At 61.3% G+C, this 17838-nt stretch carries 20 protein-coding genes; 10 read left to right on the top strand and 10 right to left on the bottom strand.

What is annotated here, in order from left to right:
• Positions 1 to 839: 839 nt before the first annotated feature.
• The 3 genes from ACF8EF_RS06320 to ACF8EF_RS06330 all read right to left on the bottom strand — a co-directional run bounded on the left by ACF8EF_RS06320 (position 840) and on the right by ACF8EF_RS06330 (position 2736).
• A complete protein-coding gene (locus tag ACF8EF_RS06320; RefSeq protein ID WP_176684199.1) occupies positions 840 to 1271 on the bottom strand; it encodes a DUF6691 family protein in 432 nt (143 codons plus the stop codon).
• 1 nt (position 1272) lies between these two features.
• Positions 1273 to 1710, bottom strand: a complete 438-nt coding sequence (locus ACF8EF_RS06325; protein WP_392460695.1) for a YeeE/YedE family protein — start codon at positions 1708 to 1710, stop codon at positions 1273 to 1275.
• A 135-nt stretch (positions 1711 to 1845) separates the two neighbouring features.
• Complete coding sequence (locus ACF8EF_RS06330) at positions 1846 to 2736, bottom strand: universal stress protein (RefSeq protein ID WP_392460696.1); 891 nt, start codon at positions 2734 to 2736, stop codon at positions 1846 to 1848.
• 319 nt (positions 2737 to 3055) lie between these two features.
• Between ACF8EF_RS06330 and ACF8EF_RS06335 the strand changes: the two genes are divergently transcribed.
• Positions 3056 to 3481, top strand: a complete 426-nt coding sequence (locus ACF8EF_RS06335; protein ID WP_209966075.1) for a potassium channel family protein — start codon at positions 3056 to 3058, stop codon at positions 3479 to 3481.
• Positions 3482 to 3523: 42 nt separating this feature from the next.
• Here ACF8EF_RS06335 and ACF8EF_RS06340 read toward each other — a convergent pair whose 3' ends face one another.
• Positions 3524 to 4084: an Hsp20/alpha crystallin family protein gene (locus tag ACF8EF_RS06340; protein ID WP_176684203.1), complete on the bottom strand. Its 561-nt coding sequence runs from the start codon at positions 4082 to 4084 to the stop codon at positions 3524 to 3526.
• A gap of 252 nt (positions 4085 to 4336) precedes the next feature.
• Between ACF8EF_RS06340 and ACF8EF_RS06345 the strand changes: the two genes are divergently transcribed.
• Entirely contained in the window at positions 4337 to 4906 is a 570-nt protein-coding gene (locus ACF8EF_RS06345) for a GNAT family N-acetyltransferase (protein ID WP_339443252.1), read from the top strand.
• A gap of 51 nt (positions 4907 to 4957) precedes the next feature.
• Here ACF8EF_RS06345 and ACF8EF_RS06350 read toward each other — a convergent pair whose 3' ends face one another.
• From ACF8EF_RS06350 to ACF8EF_RS06360, 3 genes are all read right to left on the bottom strand, one after another.
• Positions 4958 to 5602: a hypothetical protein gene (locus ACF8EF_RS06350; protein WP_392460697.1), complete on the bottom strand. Its 645-nt coding sequence runs from the start codon at positions 5600 to 5602 to the stop codon at positions 4958 to 4960.
• A 74-nt stretch (positions 5603 to 5676) separates the two neighbouring features.
• Positions 5677 to 7044 (bottom strand): MBL fold metallo-hydrolase RNA specificity domain-containing protein, encoded by a 1368-nt coding sequence (locus ACF8EF_RS06355; protein WP_392460698.1) that lies wholly within the window; start codon positions 7042 to 7044, stop codon positions 5677 to 5679.
• Positions 7035 to 7961 carry a universal stress protein gene (locus ACF8EF_RS06360; protein WP_392460699.1) on the bottom strand — a complete coding sequence of 309 codons (927 nt, stop codon included), beginning with the start codon at positions 7959 to 7961 and terminating at the stop codon, positions 7035 to 7037. Before ACF8EF_RS06360 ends, ACF8EF_RS06355 begins: the two co-directional genes overlap by 10 nt.
• A 182-nt stretch (positions 7962 to 8143) precedes the next feature.
• Here ACF8EF_RS06360 and ACF8EF_RS06365 point away from each other — a divergent pair, with 182 nt between their 5' ends.
• Positions 8144 to 8692, top strand: coding sequence for a GNAT family N-acetyltransferase (locus tag ACF8EF_RS06365; RefSeq protein ID WP_176684208.1), 549 nt, complete (start codon positions 8144 to 8146; stop codon positions 8690 to 8692).
• Between the two features lie 29 nt (positions 8693 to 8721).
• Here ACF8EF_RS06365 and ACF8EF_RS06370 read toward each other — a convergent pair whose 3' ends face one another.
• On the bottom strand, positions 8722 to 9648 hold the full coding sequence (locus tag ACF8EF_RS06370) for a universal stress protein (protein WP_392460700.1): 927 nt from the start codon (positions 9646 to 9648) through the stop codon (positions 8722 to 8724).
• Between the two features lie 289 nt (positions 9649 to 9937).
• On the opposite strand from ACF8EF_RS06370, the gene ACF8EF_RS06375 reads away from it, so the two are divergent.
• Together ACF8EF_RS06375 and ACF8EF_RS06380 are read left to right on the top strand one after the other, a co-directional pair.
• Positions 9938 to 10186, top strand: coding sequence for a hypothetical protein (locus ACF8EF_RS06375; protein WP_176684210.1), 249 nt, complete (start codon positions 9938 to 9940; stop codon positions 10184 to 10186).
• Positions 10187 to 10188: 2 nt separating this feature from the next.
• Entirely contained in the window at positions 10189 to 10986 is a 798-nt protein-coding gene (locus ACF8EF_RS06380; RefSeq protein ID WP_176684211.1) for a helix-turn-helix domain-containing protein, read from the top strand.
• A 59-nt stretch (positions 10987 to 11045) separates the two neighbouring features.
• Here ACF8EF_RS06380 and paaX read toward each other — a convergent pair whose 3' ends face one another.
• Both paaX and paaY read right to left on the bottom strand, forming a co-directional pair.
• Positions 11046 to 11969: a phenylacetic acid degradation operon negative regulatory protein PaaX gene (gene paaX, locus ACF8EF_RS06385; RefSeq protein WP_209966089.1), complete on the bottom strand. Its 924-nt coding sequence runs from the start codon at positions 11967 to 11969 to the stop codon at positions 11046 to 11048.
• 77 nt (positions 11970 to 12046) lie between these two features.
• Positions 12047 to 12646 carry a phenylacetic acid degradation protein PaaY gene (gene paaY / locus ACF8EF_RS06390; RefSeq protein ID WP_176684213.1) on the bottom strand — a complete coding sequence of 200 codons (600 nt, stop codon included), beginning with the start codon at positions 12644 to 12646 and terminating at the stop codon, positions 12047 to 12049.
• A gap of 347 nt (positions 12647 to 12993) precedes the next feature.
• On the opposite strand from paaY, the gene paaF reads away from it, so the two are divergent.
• The 5 genes from paaF to pcaF are packed head-to-tail and all read left to right on the top strand — an operon-like array spanning position 12994 to position 17759.
• Complete coding sequence (paaF, locus tag ACF8EF_RS06395) at positions 12994 to 13767, top strand: 2,3-dehydroadipyl-CoA hydratase PaaF (RefSeq protein WP_209966092.1); 774 nt, start codon at positions 12994 to 12996, stop codon at positions 13765 to 13767.
• 34 nt (positions 13768 to 13801) lie between these two features.
• Positions 13802 to 14593, top strand: coding sequence for a 2-(1,2-epoxy-1,2-dihydrophenyl)acetyl-CoA isomerase PaaG (paaG, locus tag ACF8EF_RS06400; protein ID WP_176684215.1), 792 nt, complete (start codon positions 13802 to 13804; stop codon positions 14591 to 14593).
• 2 nt (positions 14594 to 14595) lie between these two features.
• Complete coding sequence (paaH, locus tag ACF8EF_RS06405; RefSeq protein WP_392460701.1) at positions 14596 to 16113, top strand: 3-hydroxyacyl-CoA dehydrogenase PaaH; 1518 nt, start codon at positions 14596 to 14598, stop codon at positions 16111 to 16113.
• Entirely contained in the window at positions 16106 to 16546 is a 441-nt protein-coding gene (gene paaI, locus ACF8EF_RS06410; protein WP_176684217.1) for a hydroxyphenylacetyl-CoA thioesterase PaaI, read from the top strand. The genes paaH and paaI overlap by 8 nt, the downstream gene beginning before the upstream one ends.
• Positions 16539 to 17759: a 3-oxoadipyl-CoA thiolase gene (gene pcaF / locus ACF8EF_RS06415; RefSeq protein WP_176684218.1), complete on the top strand. Its 1221-nt coding sequence runs from the start codon at positions 16539 to 16541 to the stop codon at positions 17757 to 17759. Before paaI ends, pcaF begins: the two co-directional genes overlap by 8 nt.
• Positions 17760 to 17838 lie beyond the last annotated feature (79 nt).

The following is a 17838-nucleotide window of genomic DNA, read 5'->3' on the forward strand; positions in this document are numbered from 1 at the left end:
AACGCTCGGGATGTCTTCGGGATTTGACTTCCAGTGACTACGCCGGATCGGCGACAGGTGAAATATACCCAAGATCAAATCCTGCTATGGCGTTGTGAAATCAGGTTATCGTTCTGCTCGAGTGAACTTGCTGATCGAGCGGCCAAATATCGCTGTTCAAACCTTCAGTGTTGGGAGGAAATCGAAGCATCTGGTTTAGAGGCGCAATGACGTCATGCTGCGGCCCAGTGTGATCGCCGTGCTTGTAGATTTATCGGTCTGTCATCCATAGCTGACAGAACTGCCGCCGTCATGGCAGATCAGCGACACATGCCGATAGCATTTATGAGGCCGTAACGAGCACCGCCTTGGCCGCGCTCAGGTTCCTTGAATGCTGGCGGCGAAGATCCCTTGCTAGAGCTATTTTCTGGCTCAGTGCCTCATTGCAAGGAGCATCATTCATAGCCTTATCCTCACGCCAATACCCTTCATTATCTGGTGATATGCAAAGCATCACGAGCTCGTTGCTGTACGACGTAAATCGTACTCAGCCCACGCATTTTCCAAATATCGAGCACTGGTACGAAGCTCCCCAGGGCTACACATCAAGATGACCAGATCACGCCTTTCTGCACTGTGTCGCAGCGTCGTACGAGCATTACGGGCTCTCTGAGGGGGCGGCACTCTGTGATTTCTCCTGAAATGAGGCATACGTAAGAGGCTTCAAACCTTGGAAAAGATAAAGTACCCTGCCCTTTAAATGATGGTGTTCAATTATAACTATGCTAAATATTCATTTAGTAGAGTTACACTCAGTAAGTGCCGGGTGATCAGTTCGATCAAAACTTCGTTGTGTATCGTCAAACCCTGCCCTGACGACTGCGAAAGTTTTCCGCAACATTGAACAATCCCATACCGACGAGCATCGCGATCACGAACAGCCAGGCTTGCCAGTACCCCCCGGCGAGCAACACCAACGCCGGCCCCGGACAAACGCCGGCCAACCCCCAGCCTATGCCAAAGACCAGGCTCCCACCGACAAGTCGACGGTCGATGTCACGCCTGGCAGGCAGCTGTATCTTACCTCCCAGCGCAGCCGTGGTGTGACGCCGCGCCCAGGTCATAGGCAACAGTGCGGCACCTATCGCACCCACCATGACCAGTGCCAGCGACGGGTCCCACTGCCCGGCAATGTCGAGAAACCCTAACACCTTGGCGGGGTTTGCCATGCCGGATAGCAATATCCCCATGCCGAATAGCAACCCTGCAATGAAGCCACTGATCCGCTTCATTTCACGCTCCTGAAAAAAGATGCCTGACCACGAAGACCGTGGCAAAGCCGGCGGCCATGAAGCACAGTGTCGCCACTGCCGAACGGGGCGACAGGCGTGACAGGCCACAAACGCCATGGCCACTGGTGCAGCCACCGCCATAGCGAGTACCGAGGCCTACCAGAACTCCCGCGACCATAAGCAGCCAAGGCGCCATACCGAAATGAACCGGAGGCATTGCCGAGAACAGTTGCCATAAAAGTGGCGCGGCAATGAGTCCCAACAAGAAGCACACTTTTTCGCCCCGCCCTTCCCCGCCACTTTGCAGCAGAGAACCGAGCAAACCGCTGATGCCCGCGATGCGCCCGTTCGCAACGGCGAACAGCCCAGCGGCCAAACCGATCAGTGCCCCGCCTGCCAACGCCGACCACGGCGTGAAGGCAGCCATATCAACAAACATCTCAGCGCTCCATTGTCGTATTAGAGACAAAAACAGATTCCATCTTAACGCTAGAGAGCGACCTCATGACACTTCCCAGCATGCGGTGCCCGCGTCCAAGCCTGCTGCAGAAACGATAGAAGCGAAACAATAAAGTCAGCTGACCGGCGCAGACCTGATCGTCAGGATGCTGCACGGCGCATGGCTGAGAAGCCGCTCGGTGGTATCGCCGATCACCTTGGCCCAATGCCTGGCCTGCACGACGCCGACAACCACTGCATCGATCTTCAGCGTGGCGATGTAGGTCTTGATCACCCGCAGGGGCGCGCCTTCGCTGAAATACCGGTGCGTGTGGGCAACGCCATGTGCATCGGCCAACGCATCGAAAGGCAACTGCAGTGACTCACGTAACTGGTTCGCCCAGGGGCCGGCAAGGTCACGGTTGGCCAGCATGGCGATGGGCAGGTCGTAAGCCGAGAGCAGGTGCAACTGGCCCTTGCATTGAGCAGCCAGTTGCTGACCTGCCGCGATCAGGGCATGGTTGAGGGCATCCTTGTGTGGCGACGGGTTGGCGACATCCACTGCGACCAGAATGTTGCGGGGGGTGGCTGGGGCATTCGCCGGCACGAACAACAACGGCGTCTCGCACCCATGCAGCAACGCTTGGTCTAGCGAGGTCCGGGCGATCTGCTCGAGCAGGGAGTGGCCCGGGCAGTCCTTGATCACCAGGTCAGGTGCGTAGCGGGCAATGCAGGCTGGCAGTTGATCACGCGGATTGGAGGCTTCTACGGCCTCGAAACCTGGCCGAGCCCCCACGAACTGCTGCTCATCGAGCAGCGCTTTGAGTTCGGTGCTGAAGTGCACGAATGAGACCGAAGGTACCGGGTCCTCCTGCAATTCATGACGCAGGCGCAGTTCACCCGACTCATGGATGCCCAGTACTTGTAAACTTGCACCCGACGCCGCAGACAATGCCATGGCCCAGGACAGCGCTGTATTGGCTTGGGCCTCGGTCATGATGAGCAGGATCCGGCGATACGGCGTCATGGGCACCTCCCAGCGCGGCGTTTGGGGTGTATGCGATTGTCATTATCGAAGCCGGCGCTGGTTCGTTCTTGATAAATATCAAGGCCCCCAGGCGCCATAGCGCCACTTTACGGCTGAACCGATGCGCCGTCATCGGGGCGGCCATCACTGTCCTCTACCGACTCCAGGCGCGCATCGTGGCTCAAGTTTGCCAAGGATTGATGCGCGCGATCTGGCTCGAAGCGTTCCCGCCGTTACTGCCGCAGGCCAATGAGCTACCATCCATGCGTTGGTCGACAACTTGAAATGAACCGCCACACAGGGCAAGAGTACCTTCGCGATGCTCACTGTCACGCTGATCAACATGCTGGTCGTGATACTGGTGGTGATCATTCACTACGAATGCCTGCTGCGCCTGAATGACTGGCTACCCCGCCTCAAGCTCTGGAGCCGGTTTCGCATCGTAGCGGGCGTGTTCGGCGCACTGCTGGCCCATGCGCTTGAGGTCTGGTGCTTTGCCCTGGTGTATTACCTGATGGCCCATGCCGACGGCTGGGGCACGCTCAGCGGCAATTTCGACGGGAGTTTCCTGGACTGCGTGTACTTTTCCTTCACCACCTATACCACCATTGGTTTCGGCGACATCACCCCTGACGGGCACCTCAAATACCTTACTGGCCTGCAGGCATTGACTGGCCTGGTGCTGATCACCTGGACCGCTTCGTTTCTCTTCCTGGAAATGCAGAAGTACTGGAAAGCCAAATAGAAGCCGGAGCGTCCTTGCTCCTGAAGCGTTCCCGAACGTCGTTCACTCGCTACTCTTGATCGGAATCACTTTTTCCGGGTGAATGGCTTCGGCACGCTTTGGCAGATGTACCCGCAGTACACCGTTGGCGAACTCTGCATTGATTTTTTCAGCATCGACTTCGCGGGGCAATTGGAAAACCCGCTCGAAGCTGCCGTAGTGCCGTTCTGACAGGTGATACTCCTTGCGCTTTTCGTCGCGTTCTTCCTGCTTCTCTCCGCGAATCACCACATTCCCATTGACCAGCTTGATTTCGATGTCCTTGTCGTCCACGCCTGGCAATTCGGCACTGATGCGAAATTCATCGGCCAGTTCGCTGATATCCATCGCCGGCATGCCATGGCTGAAAAGGTCGCGACGCCAGAACGGCTCTACGTCAAACGGCGTGTGGCTGAACGGTGTGCGTAAAGGCCGGCGCCCGAAATCCTCGAACAGGCTGTCGATCTGGCGCCGTAACTGCTGGAATGGCCGCCACTGATCCGATGTTTCGGCGCTGGGCGGCGAAGCCTTGGCAGGCTGGGCGGCAGTGGGAGTATCAGGTACTTTCTTGGCTGCTTCGGACATGGCGACCTCCTCGAATGAGTTATGCCTCGCTGGGAGACGCCTTGATCTTGAGCCTGCAGCTAACCCCACGCTTGACCTTTATCAACCTGCATGCGGCAACCTTTGCCTGCCCCTTTTGCTCCTGATCAACGGCCGGTGAGACTGCCGCCTAATGGGCTGGTAGCCGTGCAATTGACAACTATCAAGTCGGTGCAAGGCCATGCGACGACACTGTATCTCCACTGTTCATTCCAGACGTGTGAGGATACCGCCATGGCTCCAGTCAACCCCTCCCCTCAACCTGCCCCCACCGCGTTTCCGGTGCCATCCGGCGAGCATTGGATCGATGCTCTGGACAATGGCACCCATGTACTGATCAGGCCGTTGCAAGCCAAGGACAGGCAGCGCGAAAGGGCCTTCATCGAACGGTTGTCACCTGAATCACGGCACTTTCGCTTCCTGTGTCAGATCAGGGAGCCCGGTGAAGCCATGCTCGACCAGTTGATGGCGGTCGATCAGGACCGACAAGCCGCCTTCGTCGCCCTCGCGCATGTCGACGGCGAACTGCAAGAAGTGGGCATTTCCCGTTACGCCGCTTGTGATGCCAAGGATGAATGCGAATGCGCGGTCACGGTTCTCGACAGCTGGCAACACCATGGTCTCGGCCGTTTGCTGCTCAAGCACCTGACTGATCATGCGCGGGCAAAAGGTTTTCGGCAGATGTATTCGATCGATTTCGCCGCCAACCAGGCAATGCGTGACATGGCCAAGGCAGCAGGATTTACCACGACCACCGACCCTGATGATCCGAGCCAGGTAATCCATCGGCTTGTACTGAGCTGAACCGAAGCCGCCGCGCCATGACCGGTCCTGACGCGGCGGCCAGCATCTTATTCAAGGCATGGTTGCCTGAGGCTCCTCGGGCAGCAGGTCGAACTGTTTGAGGCAGCGCTGCTCATCATCGGGTGTGAGTACCTTCAAGCCGCTCACCTCCTGCATGGGCGTTTCGAGCAAAGCCATGCGCAGCACCCCGTTGCGCTCCATGAAGGTCTGCGCCAGGCACGTGCACACCGGTTTGCCGACCAGTGCGGTGAGTTTTTCATCTTCGGGTACGTCCACTTGAGCCTGCAGGTTGGCCTCGCAGTTCGCCACGATCTGCGTCACCGAGCGTCCTGCCAACCACAAGGCGCCTGTGCCGAGTAGCCCCAGGCACAACAGCACCATCAGCAGGATGTTCGATTCCCGGGCCACTGAGCGAAGAAACGCCAACCTGGCCTGCCAGCCTGTCTCCTGGCCGTTGAAAATGGCCCTGCCGACAGTGCGCTTCACGCCTCGCTGCACCGCCCAGCCTAGCGCCACACTCAGGGCCAGCAAGGCCAGTATCACGGCCGGACCGTGCAGGGGCAGGCGCCAGGTCGGGCTCAGCCCGTGGTAGGCCGATGCGGCGAGTAGCAAGACCAGAATCGCCACGATCCAACCCAGGCTGCCCTTGGGGCGATGCATCCAGGCTCTGAGTCTTGCCCTTGCTTGTGTGTTCATGAATACCTCCCGCGCCACCCCAGGCTCTGTATGAAAAGCCTTGATACTCGTTGATGCTGCGTTGGAAACAGCCCCTAGCGCACAGGGTCGATGGCAACCGTTTCCTGATACTCAGGCACGCACACCTGCCAGCCGAGTTCGAGGCTGATCCGCCGCCGCAAGGTGTCGGCTGCGTGTGGCTCGCCATGAATGACATAGGTCTGACGCGGTGGCCGGGTGAACCCGCGTAACCATTCCATGATTTCATCAGCATCGGCGTGCGCAGAAAGATTCTCCATCGCATGCACCTGTGCACGGATGGGCACGTCCTCGCCGTGCAACCGCACGCTGTGGGCGCCCGCGACGATATCGGCACCCCGCGTCCCTCCGGCTTGAAAGCCCGAGAACAGAATGCTGTTGCGTGGGTTGGGGGCCAGCGCCTTGAGGTGGTGAAGCACCCGTCCACCGGTCGCCATACCACTGGCGGCGATGATCACTGCGGGCTCGCGCAGCTGGTCCAGGTGCCTGGACTCGTCGACCGTGCGGACGATGTGCGTGCCCCTGCACATGGCGGCGCACTCGGCTGCTGTCAGCCGGTGTTCACTGCGGTACTGCTGGTACAGGCCAGTGGCATCGGTGGCCATCGGGCTGTTCAGGTAGACCGGGATATCAGGGATCAGCCGGTCGCGCTTGAGCGTGTACAGGTAGTACATGAGCAGTTGGGCACGGCCGACAGCGAACGAGGGCACGAGGGTAATGCCGTGGCGCAGGAGCGTTTCGTTGATGACCTTGGCCAGGTACTGTTCGGTCGATTCGGCCGGATGCTGGCGATCCCCATAGGTAGACTCGATCAACAGCACGTCCGTCGTCCTGACCAGTTCAGGCGCACGCATGATCGGATCCTGAGGGCGGCCGAGGTCACCCGAAAACAGCACGGTCTGCCCTTCGGCGCTGATCTGGACCGTGGCTGCCCCCAGAATATGTCCGGCGGTACGCAATAGCAGCTCCATGCCCTCGGCAATCAGGGTCACCTGGTGCAACTCTACGGGATGAAACAGTGCCAGGACCCTTTTGGCATCCTGCTCGGTATAGAGCGGTTGCGCCGGTGCATGCTTGGAGTAACCGTGGCGATTGGCATGGTCGGCCTGCTCTTCCTGCAGCCGCGCACTGTCGAGCAAGAGGATTTCCGCCAGGGCGCAAGTCGCCGGCGTGGCGTAGATCGGCCCGCGGTAGCCTTCCCGAACCAGCACCGGTAGATAACCACTGTGGTCAAGGTGGGCATGGGTCAGCACCACCGCATCGAGCGCCCGCAGCGCCGGGGGCAGTGGCTGCCAGTTGCGCAGGCGCAGTTGCTTGAAACCCTGGAAGAGTCCGCAGTCGACCAATACCCGCGTGCTGTCACGGGTCAACAAGAACTTGCTGCCGGTCACGGTGCCAGTGCCGCCAAGAAATGTCAGTTGCATGGCCAAGGCTCCCAACTTTCGGCTATTTGGGGATGAACGGCGAGCACGCTGCACGGTGGGCGGCTGACGATACGCTCGGTGGTGTCTCCCAATAGTTTGTCCAGGCCTTTGGGCTGCACCACGCCCATCACCACCGCGTCGATGTCCAGGGCCGCGACCTGTTCCCGGATCACCTGTACCGGGCCTCCTTCCATGAAATGTCGGCGGTCCGGCGCGACGCCTTCGGCATCGGCCAGCGCCTCGAAAGGCTCCTGCAGTGCCTCACGCATCTCGTCGATCCACGCCTGGGTGACATTCATGTCCGAGGCGAATACCCCTGCCAGGTTGTAGGCCGACAGCAGATGCAGGGGCGCGTCACACTGCAACGCCAGCGCCTGGCCAGCACGAATCAGTCCATGATTGAAGCACGCCTGGACGGCAGGCGTCTCGCTGAACGCAGTATCCACGGCGACCAGCACACGCCGCGGCAATGAAACGGCCGCCGCCGGCACGAAATGGCTGACGCCTTTGAAACCTCGCATCAGCGCACAATCCAGTGGGGTGCCGAACATGCGCATCAGGGCCGACGCGGCTTCGCTGTCCTTGATGACCATATCCGGCTGCAGTTCACTGATGTAATCGATCGCCTGGCTGCGGATATCCTCCGCATTCAGGCTGTCGACCGTCAGCGTCGTACCGCTGCCCCGATGCCGTTCGACCAATCCCGTCAACTGAACGCGATAATGCTGGTACTGGCGCTTGATATCGGCCTCGTTCAGCCGCTCTTCGCGCAGAAGGTGCTCCTCGCTCGGCTCGAACAGGCCCAGCACATGCACGCTGGCGCCGCTGACTTGCGCCAAGGCAAGGGCTCGGCGCAAAGCGGCGGAATGCGGATCGACCTCGCTCAGCAGCACCAGCAATTGTCGATATTGCCCCATGGTGAACCTCCGCGCTTGCGTCAGTGGATGTGATGCTGACGATGTTCCGCGCGCAGGATCGATGTTGCTTGATGCAGATCAGAAAACTGCTACCCAGCCTGAACTTGATGATTGTCAGAACCTAACCGGCCCGTCACGTTAAAACGGCTGCACCAGGCAATGATCGGGTAACGGGAGGCGTCATGAACGGGCAGCAAACAGCACAGCCACAGACCTGCGAACACTGGGTCGAAAACCTCGAGGACGGTTCGGCGGTGCTGATCCGCCCCTTACGCGAGGAGGACCACGAACGGGACAAGCGTTTTCTGAGCACAATCACTTATGAATCACGGCGTTTTCGTTTCATTGCCGGACTCAGCGGCGGCTTGCCCAGCTTGGACACGCAATGCATGCCCGTGGACTATCAGCAGCGCATGGCCTACGTCGCCTTGGCTCATGTGGACGGTAAACTGCAACAGATCGGCGTCAGCCGTTATGCAGGCCTACCTGGCAGCCAATGTTGCGAATGCGCAGTGGCGGTCAGCGAAGACTGGCAGCGCAAAGGGTTGGGCAAGCGCCTGATGCAGCACCTGATTGCAGCCGCACGACGCAATGGCTTTCAGTGCATGGTTTCCCGGGATCTGGCCAGCAACTATGGCATGCACCGGCTGGTCAAGGCACTAGGCTTCACCTCACGCTACCCTGGCGGGGATGTGAGCGAGATCCTGCACGAACTTGACCTGCAGCCTTGAAAAGACAAGGCCCTTGCGGGCCTTGTGCTTCAGCCTTGGGAGCGCTCTGGAGAAATCACCAGCACGCTGCTGGACAACCGATGCAAAACCCGCTCGGCAGTACTGCCGATGAACCAGCCGATGCCATGGTGGTGATAACTGCCCATGACCAGCACGTCGATATCATTGTTATCCATGAATATCGCCAAGGCCTTTGCCGGGTCGCCTATGCGCATGTGGCGGTGTTCGACGGCGATCCCGTTGCGTTCGGCAAGCTCCTGGAAGGCAGCACTCTGAGCGTCATGCAAGGTCCGGGCGTGGTTCGAATCGAACAGGAACGAATGTTCCCGGCTGCCGCCTGCATCCTGGTACATGGAACCCAAGTCGTAGGCATACAGCAACTCGATCTGTGCATTACACTGCAATGTCAGTTTCAGCGCTTCGCTGATGATCTGGTCGTTGAAACCTTCGAACTGATCCTCAGGCCTGGACAGGTCCACCGCCGCAAGAATCCTGCGTGGCAACGCATGGCTGGCCTTGTGTACCAAGTGCAAGGGGGTTCGCGTTTCACGCAGCAACTGGATATCCAGCGAGGTGAACATTGCGCGCATCCACCAGGGCTCATGCTCGAACGCCTTGATCAGCATGGCGAACGGCTGCTCACGCAAGTGCACCAGGATCTCGTTCAAGGGTTGCTGTACCCACACCACCTCGGTTGTGACGATGACACCACTGCGCCGCATCGATGTCGCCTGGGTTTCCAGCCATTCACGGTGCTGCTGCACGTAACCCTCGCGCATGACTGCCAGCGCCTGGTCATTCACCAGGCCCGCCGTGGCAAGCCCTTCCACGTAGTCGAAAGCCACGATGTGCAGCGCCATCCCCTTGGCCTTGGCCAACGCAGCAGCCCGGTCATAGACCGGGGTTCGGCGCATCAGGGGGGAGGCGATCAGCAGCAGTCTTTGCGGAGTTTCCATGGCACACCTCTGAGGTTGCGATACGTAGCTCAAGCATCTGCCACCCAGGTCTTGCGAATTTGATGTTTATCAACTGGAGGCACCTTCTGACAAACGGCATTGCCCATGGCGCAACAACTTGACGCGGATCAATGTCTCGACACTTCGCAGGCGCACCCTGTACCCATACCAACATTCACTTCAGGCGCCGCAGGCGTGCCATGGTGATAACGCCCTGAGCTTCACCTCCGCTGCCGGCAGGGACGCCTTCATTCTGCATTGTCTACCGATACATGCTTTGGAGGCTCTGATGAACGTTTACGTCGAGAAGAACACTGTGCAGGGACGCTGTTGGGTTCGCATGGATCACTGGCGGGTGAGTTTCAGTACGGCAGCTGAAGCCGAGCATTTTGTCGAACGGTTGACAACCCGCCTCAATGCGCCCCACTCGTTTGACATGCTGGCCGATTGGTCGCGCCACGCTGGGATTGCCGATGCGCACAGTGCGCGCATTGGCTTGAAGGCTCAAAGCGGCCTCCGAAGTGCTGAGGAGGCCTGAAGATGCCAGGCCAACTGAAGGTCACACGGCTCGACTCGCCCAACGAGTCGTCCAAGGCAAACCCTATTCACCTCAAACCGCTGGCGAACCACTGCCGGGATTGCCGGGTCAGCGGCCTGTGCCTCCCCACCGGCCTGCCGGTTGACGACGACAGCTGCCTGGGCGCGTTGATAGGCCCACGCCTTCGCATTCGCAAGGGCGCCGCGCTGTTCAATGCCAACGATCCGCTGACCATGCTCTATGCCGTCCGCTGCGGCAGTTTCAAGACCAGCCTGAACACCGCCGAGGGGCAAGGCGTGGTGATCAACTTCTGGATGCCGGGCGATGTACTGGGCCTCGATGCCATTGCCACAGAGCACCATGTCTGCGACGCCATTGCTCTGGAAGACAGCGAAGTCTGTCCCGTCCCCTATCGCCGCTTGCAAACCCTGGCGCGTGACTTTCCGGTCCTGCAGCAAAGCCTCAATCGCTTGATGAGCCGGGAGATCGTGCGTGAGCACGGGCGTGTGCTGATGCTGTGCAACCTCACCGCAGAACAGCGGCTGGCCAGCTTCCTGGTAGGGCTCTCCAGGCGCTTCGTCAGCCGTGGTTATTCTGCCCATGGCTTCATGCTGCGGATGTCCCGAGAAGACATGGCGTCGTACCTGGGATTACGCCTGGAAACCGTATGCCGATCCATCGCCCACCTGCGGGCGCTGGGTCTCGTCGACCTGCATGGCAGGTTGGTAGAAATTCTCGATATGCCTGCACTCATGGCACTGGAACAGGGCGGCGGTGAATGTGAGGTCAAGGGCCCCTGAAGGCACCCTGCTCGGACGCCGTAGATGTTGGCCACGACGCTGTGACGCGAGCATTCCTTTCAAACCAACCCGCCAAAACGCTTGTAGAAACCCTCGCTCACGTCCGGCAATGGGCCATCTGCTGTCTCCAGCGCTGCATTCAACCATTCTTCGGCCTTGGCAAACACCAGTCGATAGAGGTTGCGGCACAACTGTCGCGCGGCCCTTCCCTCCCAGTCCCCTGGCAGTAGCTCGTCGGGTAGTTGCGGGTCGCGCAGCAGCAGGCGGCGGTACTCGTGAATCAGCAGCGTGCGTGCCAGGAAGCAATCTTGAGCATCGAGCAACGGCTGCTCTTTCAAACCTTGCCACAGCGGCCTGAACAGCTGGATGAACTCGCTGTATTGCTGCCCCAGTTCGTCGATACGCCAGCTTTCCCGCACCTGGGCGCGCATGGCCTTGGACGCGAGTACCTCTTGGGTGTGGGTTTCGAAGACGATGCTGTCGTCGCTGGCTTCAAGATCACGCAACGTGGCCGCCAGGTCGGCACGATCTGCCCGTGGGCAGCCCAGCAGGTTCGGTGCCATGACGCCAAACCCCTGCCACTCCAGTTCTTCACGCACCGCCTTGCGTTTACCCGTCTCGAGTTGCGACAGCAACACCAGCGTCCAGGCCCCGTCCCAGGCCGGCTGGCTCGGGCTGTAGACGCGCTTGAAGGCTTTTTCGAAACGCCGACGGCCAGTGCCGGTCAGGCTGTAATAACTGCGTCGCCCCACCTTTTCTGCAGTGAGCCAACCTTCTTTGGTCAGGCGAAAGATCGACGTGCGGATCAACCGTTCATTGATGCCGATCGGCTCCAGCAGGTTGATCAGGCTACCGAGCCAGACTGTACCGCCGTGCGGCTCGATGGCATCGCCGTACAACGTGATGATCAGGGAACTGGCGCGGATTGGCGTCTGCTCCTGAAAGCGGGTTATCAAGTGGTTCAGTGGGGCGAGATTGCTCATGGGCGAACTGTGCGCGGATAAAGCACCGACTATACCTGTGCGGCGGGCCGCCTGGCCATTGCGTGTCACTGCCAGGCTCATGCGCTCGCCTGGCCCTTGGGCCTGACCCCAGTGTCTTCCATGCGCGGGCGCCCCGGCTCTGCCTCGGCCAGCGGCGGGCATTCGACCATGCTGTTCATGCAGCGCCGCGCCAGGTGCTGGTACTCCGCCGTCCCGCGCTGTTTCCAGGCCAGTTCCTGCTCGCTCAGTGGGCGTTTGACCTGGGCTGGTGACCCCATCACCAGGCTCTGCGCCGCGCATTCGAAGCCAGCTTTGACGAAGGCGGTGGCCGCGACGATGCAGCGTGGTGCGACATGGGCGCCATCCATCACCACGGCGTTCATGCCGATCAATGAATCTTCGCCCACGCGACAGCCGTGCAGCACCGCGCCATGGCCGACGTGCCCGTTACGCTCCACTACGGTATCGCCCCCCGGGAAACCATGCATCACGCAGGTGTCCTGCAAGTTGGCGCCCTCCTCCAGCACGATGCGGCCGAAATCGCCCCTGAGCGATGCCAGTGGGCCAATGTAGCAGCGGGGGCCGACGATGACGTCGCCGATCAGGACTGCGCTGGGGTGTACGTAGGCTGTCGGGTGAACCACGGGCGTCAGGCCGTCCAGTCGATAGCAAGGCATCGCATCACTCCTGAAATGATTTGAAATGTCAGTCGATCTTGTATCAGAAGCTGTTTGATCGTCAATCGTGTATCGCTTGTGTTGATCTAATGCTGTCAGACAAAAATCAGCTGAAAATACCCGTAAATACACAGGACAAACGATTCATCTGCAGATATTGCGGTGGAGCGGTGATCGCTGGAGAACACGCAATAAGATACGGAAACGTATTTTTGATGTTGCATATATGTATCATATAGAGCATATACTGGCCTCACCTGGTCGTGATCCCGCATTACGCCCCTGCAAACAATTCCAAGAAATGCCGGCCCCGCGATGTGCCGTGCGTGCAGCCAGAGGAACCCGAGATGCCGCGATATATCGATGTGCAGGCGCCCGAACACGGCGTTCAGCTCATTACCCTGCAACGGCCCGAGGCCTTGAACGCCCTGAGCACCGAGTTACTGGCACAACTGGCTGCTGCGTTGCAGGCTGCCGGGGACGACGAGCGTGTCCGAACTGTAGTGATTACGGGCAGTGCCAGGGCTTTCGCCGCAGGCGCCGACATTGGCGAGATGGCCGATCGCGACCTGGTCGGCATCCTTAATGACCCCCGCGTAGCGCATTGGCAAAGCATCGCTGCATTCGCCAAGCCGCTGATTGCCGCAGTCAACGGCTATGCCCTGGGTGGCGGCTGCGAACTGGCAATGTGCGCCGACATCCTCATCGCCAGTACCGACGCCCGTTTCGGCCAGCCGGAAATCAACCTGGGCATCATCCCCGGTGCTGGCGGCACCCAGCGCCTGTTGCGCGCCGTCGGTAAGCCGTTGGCCATGCAGATGGTGCTGACGGGGGAGCCCATCACTGCCCATCGCGCCCAGCAGGCCGGCCTGGTCAGCGAAATTACCCAGCCCGAACTCACCGTAGAACGCGCCATGCAGGTTGCCCGCAGCATCGCCGCCAAAGCGCCGCTGGCCGTGCGCCTGGCCAAGGAGGCGCTACTGAAGGCCGGTGATACCGACCTGGCCAGCGGTCTGCGCTTCGAGCGTCATGCGTTCACTCTGCTGGCTGGCACCGCCGACCGCGATGAAGGCATCCGCGCCTTCCAGGAAAAGCGCCAGGCCCGTTTCCAGGGGCGCTGAACTTCATTCTCTCGACTGACGGAGCGAGCCTGTCATGCCTTTCCAGCACATCCTGTTTTCCATCGAGGACGGCGTCGCCTTCCTTTCATTGAACCGCCCCGAGCAGCTGAACAGCTTCAATACGGCCATGCACCTGGAGGTGCGCGAAGCGCTCAAGCAAGTGCGCCAGAGCAGTGAAGCACGGGTGCTGCTGCTGACGGCTGAAGGCCGAGGCTTCTGCGCCGGCCAGGACCTGTCCGACCGCAACGTTGCCCCAGGCGCCGAGATGCCAGACCTGGGCCAATCGATCGACAAGTTCTACAACCCGCTGGTGCGCACCCTGCGCGACCTGCCATTGCCGGTGATCTGCGCGGTCAACGGCGTGGCTGCCGGAGCCGGTGCCAACATTCCCTTGGCCTGCGACCTGGTGCTGGCCGCACGCTCGGCCAGCTTCATCCAGGCCTTCTGCAAGATCGGCCTGGTGCCGGATTCCGGCGGTACCTGGCTGCTGCCGCGCTTGGTCGGCATGGCCCGGGCCAAGGCGCTGGCCATGCTGGGCGAGCGCCTTGGCGCCGAACAGGCCGAGCAATGGGGGCTGATCCATCGCGTGGTGGATGATGCCGCGCTGCGTGACGAAGCCCTCACCCTCGCCCGCCAGCTCGCTGCCCAGCCTACCTACGGCCTGGCACTGATCAAGCGCAGCCTCAATGCCAGTTTCGACAACGGTTTTGAGGAGCAGCTGGAGCTGGAGCGCGACCTGCAGCGCCTGGCCGGGCGCAGCGAGGACTACCGCGAAGGCGTGAGCGCCTTCATGAACAAACGCTCGCCAGCCTTCAAGGGGCGCTGAACATGGGCGCACTCGCAAGCAATGCGCAGGTGGCGGTGATCGGTGCCGGCGCCATGGGCGCCGGTATTGCCCAGGTCGCGGCCCAGGCCGGCCACCCCGTCAAGCTCTACGATAACCGCCCGGGTGCTGCCGCCCAGGCAGTGGAGGGTATCGATCGCCAACTGGCCCGGCTGGTTGAGAAAGGAAAGTTGCTGGCCGCTGAACGCGAAGCGATCAATGCCCGCCTGTGCCCGGTCGAGACACTCGAGGCCTTGGCTGATGCCGGCCTGGTGATTGAAGCCATCGTCGAAAATTTGCAGGTGAAGCAGGCGCTGTTCAGTCAGCTCGAAACCCTTTGCGCAGTCGACTGTATCCTTGCCAGCAATACTTCGTCACTGTCCATCACCAGCCTTGCGGCGGGCCTTGAACGCCCGCAGCACGTGGTCGGTATGCATTTCTTCAACCCGGCACCGCTGATGGCGCTGGTCGAGGTGGTGTCGGGCCTGGCAACCGACCCGACAGTGGCCGCACGCATCTACGCCACTGCCCAGGCCTGGGGCAAGCAGCCGGTCCATGCGCGCTCTACACCCGGTTTCATCGTCAACCGGGTAGCGCGGCCGTTCTATGCCGAAAGCCTGCGCCTGATGCAGGAAGGTGCCGCCGATTGCGCCAGCCTGGATGCGCTGATGCGTGACGCGGGTGGCTTCCGCATGGGGGCGTTCGAGCTGACCGACCTGATTGGCCATGACGTCAATTACGCGGTCACCTGTTCCGTATTCGATGCTTTCTATGGCGATTTCCGTTTCCAGCCTTCGCTGGTGCAGAAGGAACTGGTGGACGCCGGTCGCCTGGGTCGCAAGACCGGCCAAGGCTTCTATCACTATGCCGAAGGCGTCGAGCGCCCGCAGCCGACCGAACTGCACAGCTCCGCCGGTGCAGAGGCCTGCGTTGTCGAGGGCAACCTGGGGGTGATGCAGCCGCTGGTCGAGCGCCTGCGCCAAAGCGGCATTGCCGTGACCCAGCGCGCCGGTAGTGGCCTGATCCAGGTGGGCGACGCCACCCTGGCCCTGTCCGACGGCCGGCTGGCCAGCCAACGTGCCCGTGAGGACGGGCTGCGCAACCTGGTGCTGCTCGACCTTGCGCTGGACTACAGCAGCGCCACCCGCCTTGCCATCAGCTGGTCCGCCGATACCACTGACAGCGCCCGTGACCAGGCTGTAGCCCTGCTGCAGCGCGCAGGCTTGAAAGTGACCGGCATCGCCGACCTGCCCGGCCTGGTGGTACTGCGTACCGTGGCAATGCTCGCCAACGAGGCCGCCGATGCCGTGCTGCAGGGCGTCGGCAGCGCCGCCGACATCGACCTGGCCATGCGCGCCGGCGTCAATTACCCCTGCGGCCCGCTGGCCTGGGCGGCAAACATAGGTATTGCCCATACCCTGCGCGTGCTCGACAACCTGCAGCGCAGCTACGGCGAGAGCCGCTACCGCCCTTCCCTGTTGTTACGCCGCTGCGAAGCCAAAGGAGGCACCCTGCATGACTGAAGTGCAACTGGCACAAGCCTGTGCCGACGCCCTGTACGCCCGTGACCCGGCCACTCAGGGCCTGGGCATTACCCTGCTGGATGCCGGCCCAGGTCGGGCCAGCCTGCGCATGCCGGTGCGTGCCGACATGATCCAGGGGCATGGCACCTGCCATGGCGGTTTCCTGTTCGCGTTGGCCGATTCGGCGTTTGCCTTCGCCTGCAACAGCTACGACCAGGCCACGGTGGCGCTGGGCTGCAGCATCGACTACCTGGCCCCGGCGCTGCGCGATGACGTGCTCACCGCCCACGCCAGTGAAGTCAGCCGCAAAGGCCGCACCGGCCTGTATGACGTGCGCATCGACAACCAGCGCGGTGAATTGGTGGCGATGTTCCATGGCAAATCCTACAAAGTGCGCGGCACCGTGCTGGCGCAGGAGACGCAAGATGAATGAACCGACCCACGCCGATGCCTTGATCATCGACGCCGTGCGCACCCCCATTGGCCGCTATGCCGGGGCCCTGAGCAGCGTGCGCGCCGACGACCTGGCGGCCATCCCGCTCAAAGCCTTGATCCAGCGCCACCCCGAACTGGACTGGAAAGCCATTGATGACGTCATCTTCGGCTGTGCCAACCAGGCCGGCGAAGACAACCGCAACGTGGCTCACATGGCGAGCCTGCTGGCCGGGCTGCCAGTCGAAGTACCAGGGACCACGATCAACCGCCTGTGCGGTTCCGGCCTGGATGCCATCGGCAATGCGGCACGTGCCCTGCGCTGTGGTGAAGCAGGGCTCATGCTGGCCGGCGGTGTGGAATCCATGTCGCGTGCGCCGTTTGTGATGGGTAAGTCGGAACAGGCATTCGGGCGTGCGGCCGAGCTGTTCGACACCACGATCGGCTGGCGTTTCGTCAACCCACTGATGAAGACTGCCTACGGCATCGATTCGATGCCGGAAACCGCAGAAAACGTGGCTGAGCAGTTCGGCATCTCGCGCGCCGACCAGGATGCCTTTGCCCTGCGCAGCCAGCACAAGGCCGCAGCAGCTCAGGCCCGCGGCCGCCTGGCGAGGGAAATCGTGCCGGTCGAAATCCCGCAACGCAAAGGCCCTGCCAAAGTGGTCGAGCATGACGAGCACCCGCGCGGCGACACGACCCTGGAGCAGTTGGCTCGGCTCGGCACGCCGTTTCGTGAAGGCGGCAGCGTAACGGCGGGTAATGCCTCCGGCGTGAATGACGGCGCGTGCGCCCTGCTGCTGGCCAGCAGCGCCGCGGCCCGCCGCCATGGCCTGAAAGCGCGCGGGCGCATCGTCGGCATGGCTGTGGCCGGGGTCGAACCCAGGCTGATGGGCATCGGTCCGGTGCCTGCGACCCGCAAGGTGCTGGCGCTCAGCGGCCTGGCACTGGCTGACATGGATGTCATCGAACTCAATGAGGCCTTTGCCGCCCAAGGGCTGGCCGTGTTGCGCGAGCTGGGCCTGGCCGACGACGACCCACGAGTCAACCGCAACGGCGGCGCCATCGCCTTGGGCCATCCACTGGGCATGAGCGGTGCTCGATTGGTGACCACTGCCTTGCACGAGCTTGAAGAAACGGCCGGCCGCTACGCCCTGTGCACCATGTGCATCGGCGTAGGCCAAGGCATTGCCATGATCATCGAGCGCCTCTGAGCGGCTCAGACCCTGCGCTTGTTACCGAACTGAACGCAGCCGTATATGCTGCCTCCATGACACTCACCGCGTGGCCTGC

Source organism: Pseudomonas sp. zjy_15, assembly GCF_043101865.1.
GTDB classification, from domain to species: Bacteria; Pseudomonadota; Gammaproteobacteria; order Pseudomonadales; family Pseudomonadaceae; genus Aquipseudomonas; species Aquipseudomonas putida_Y.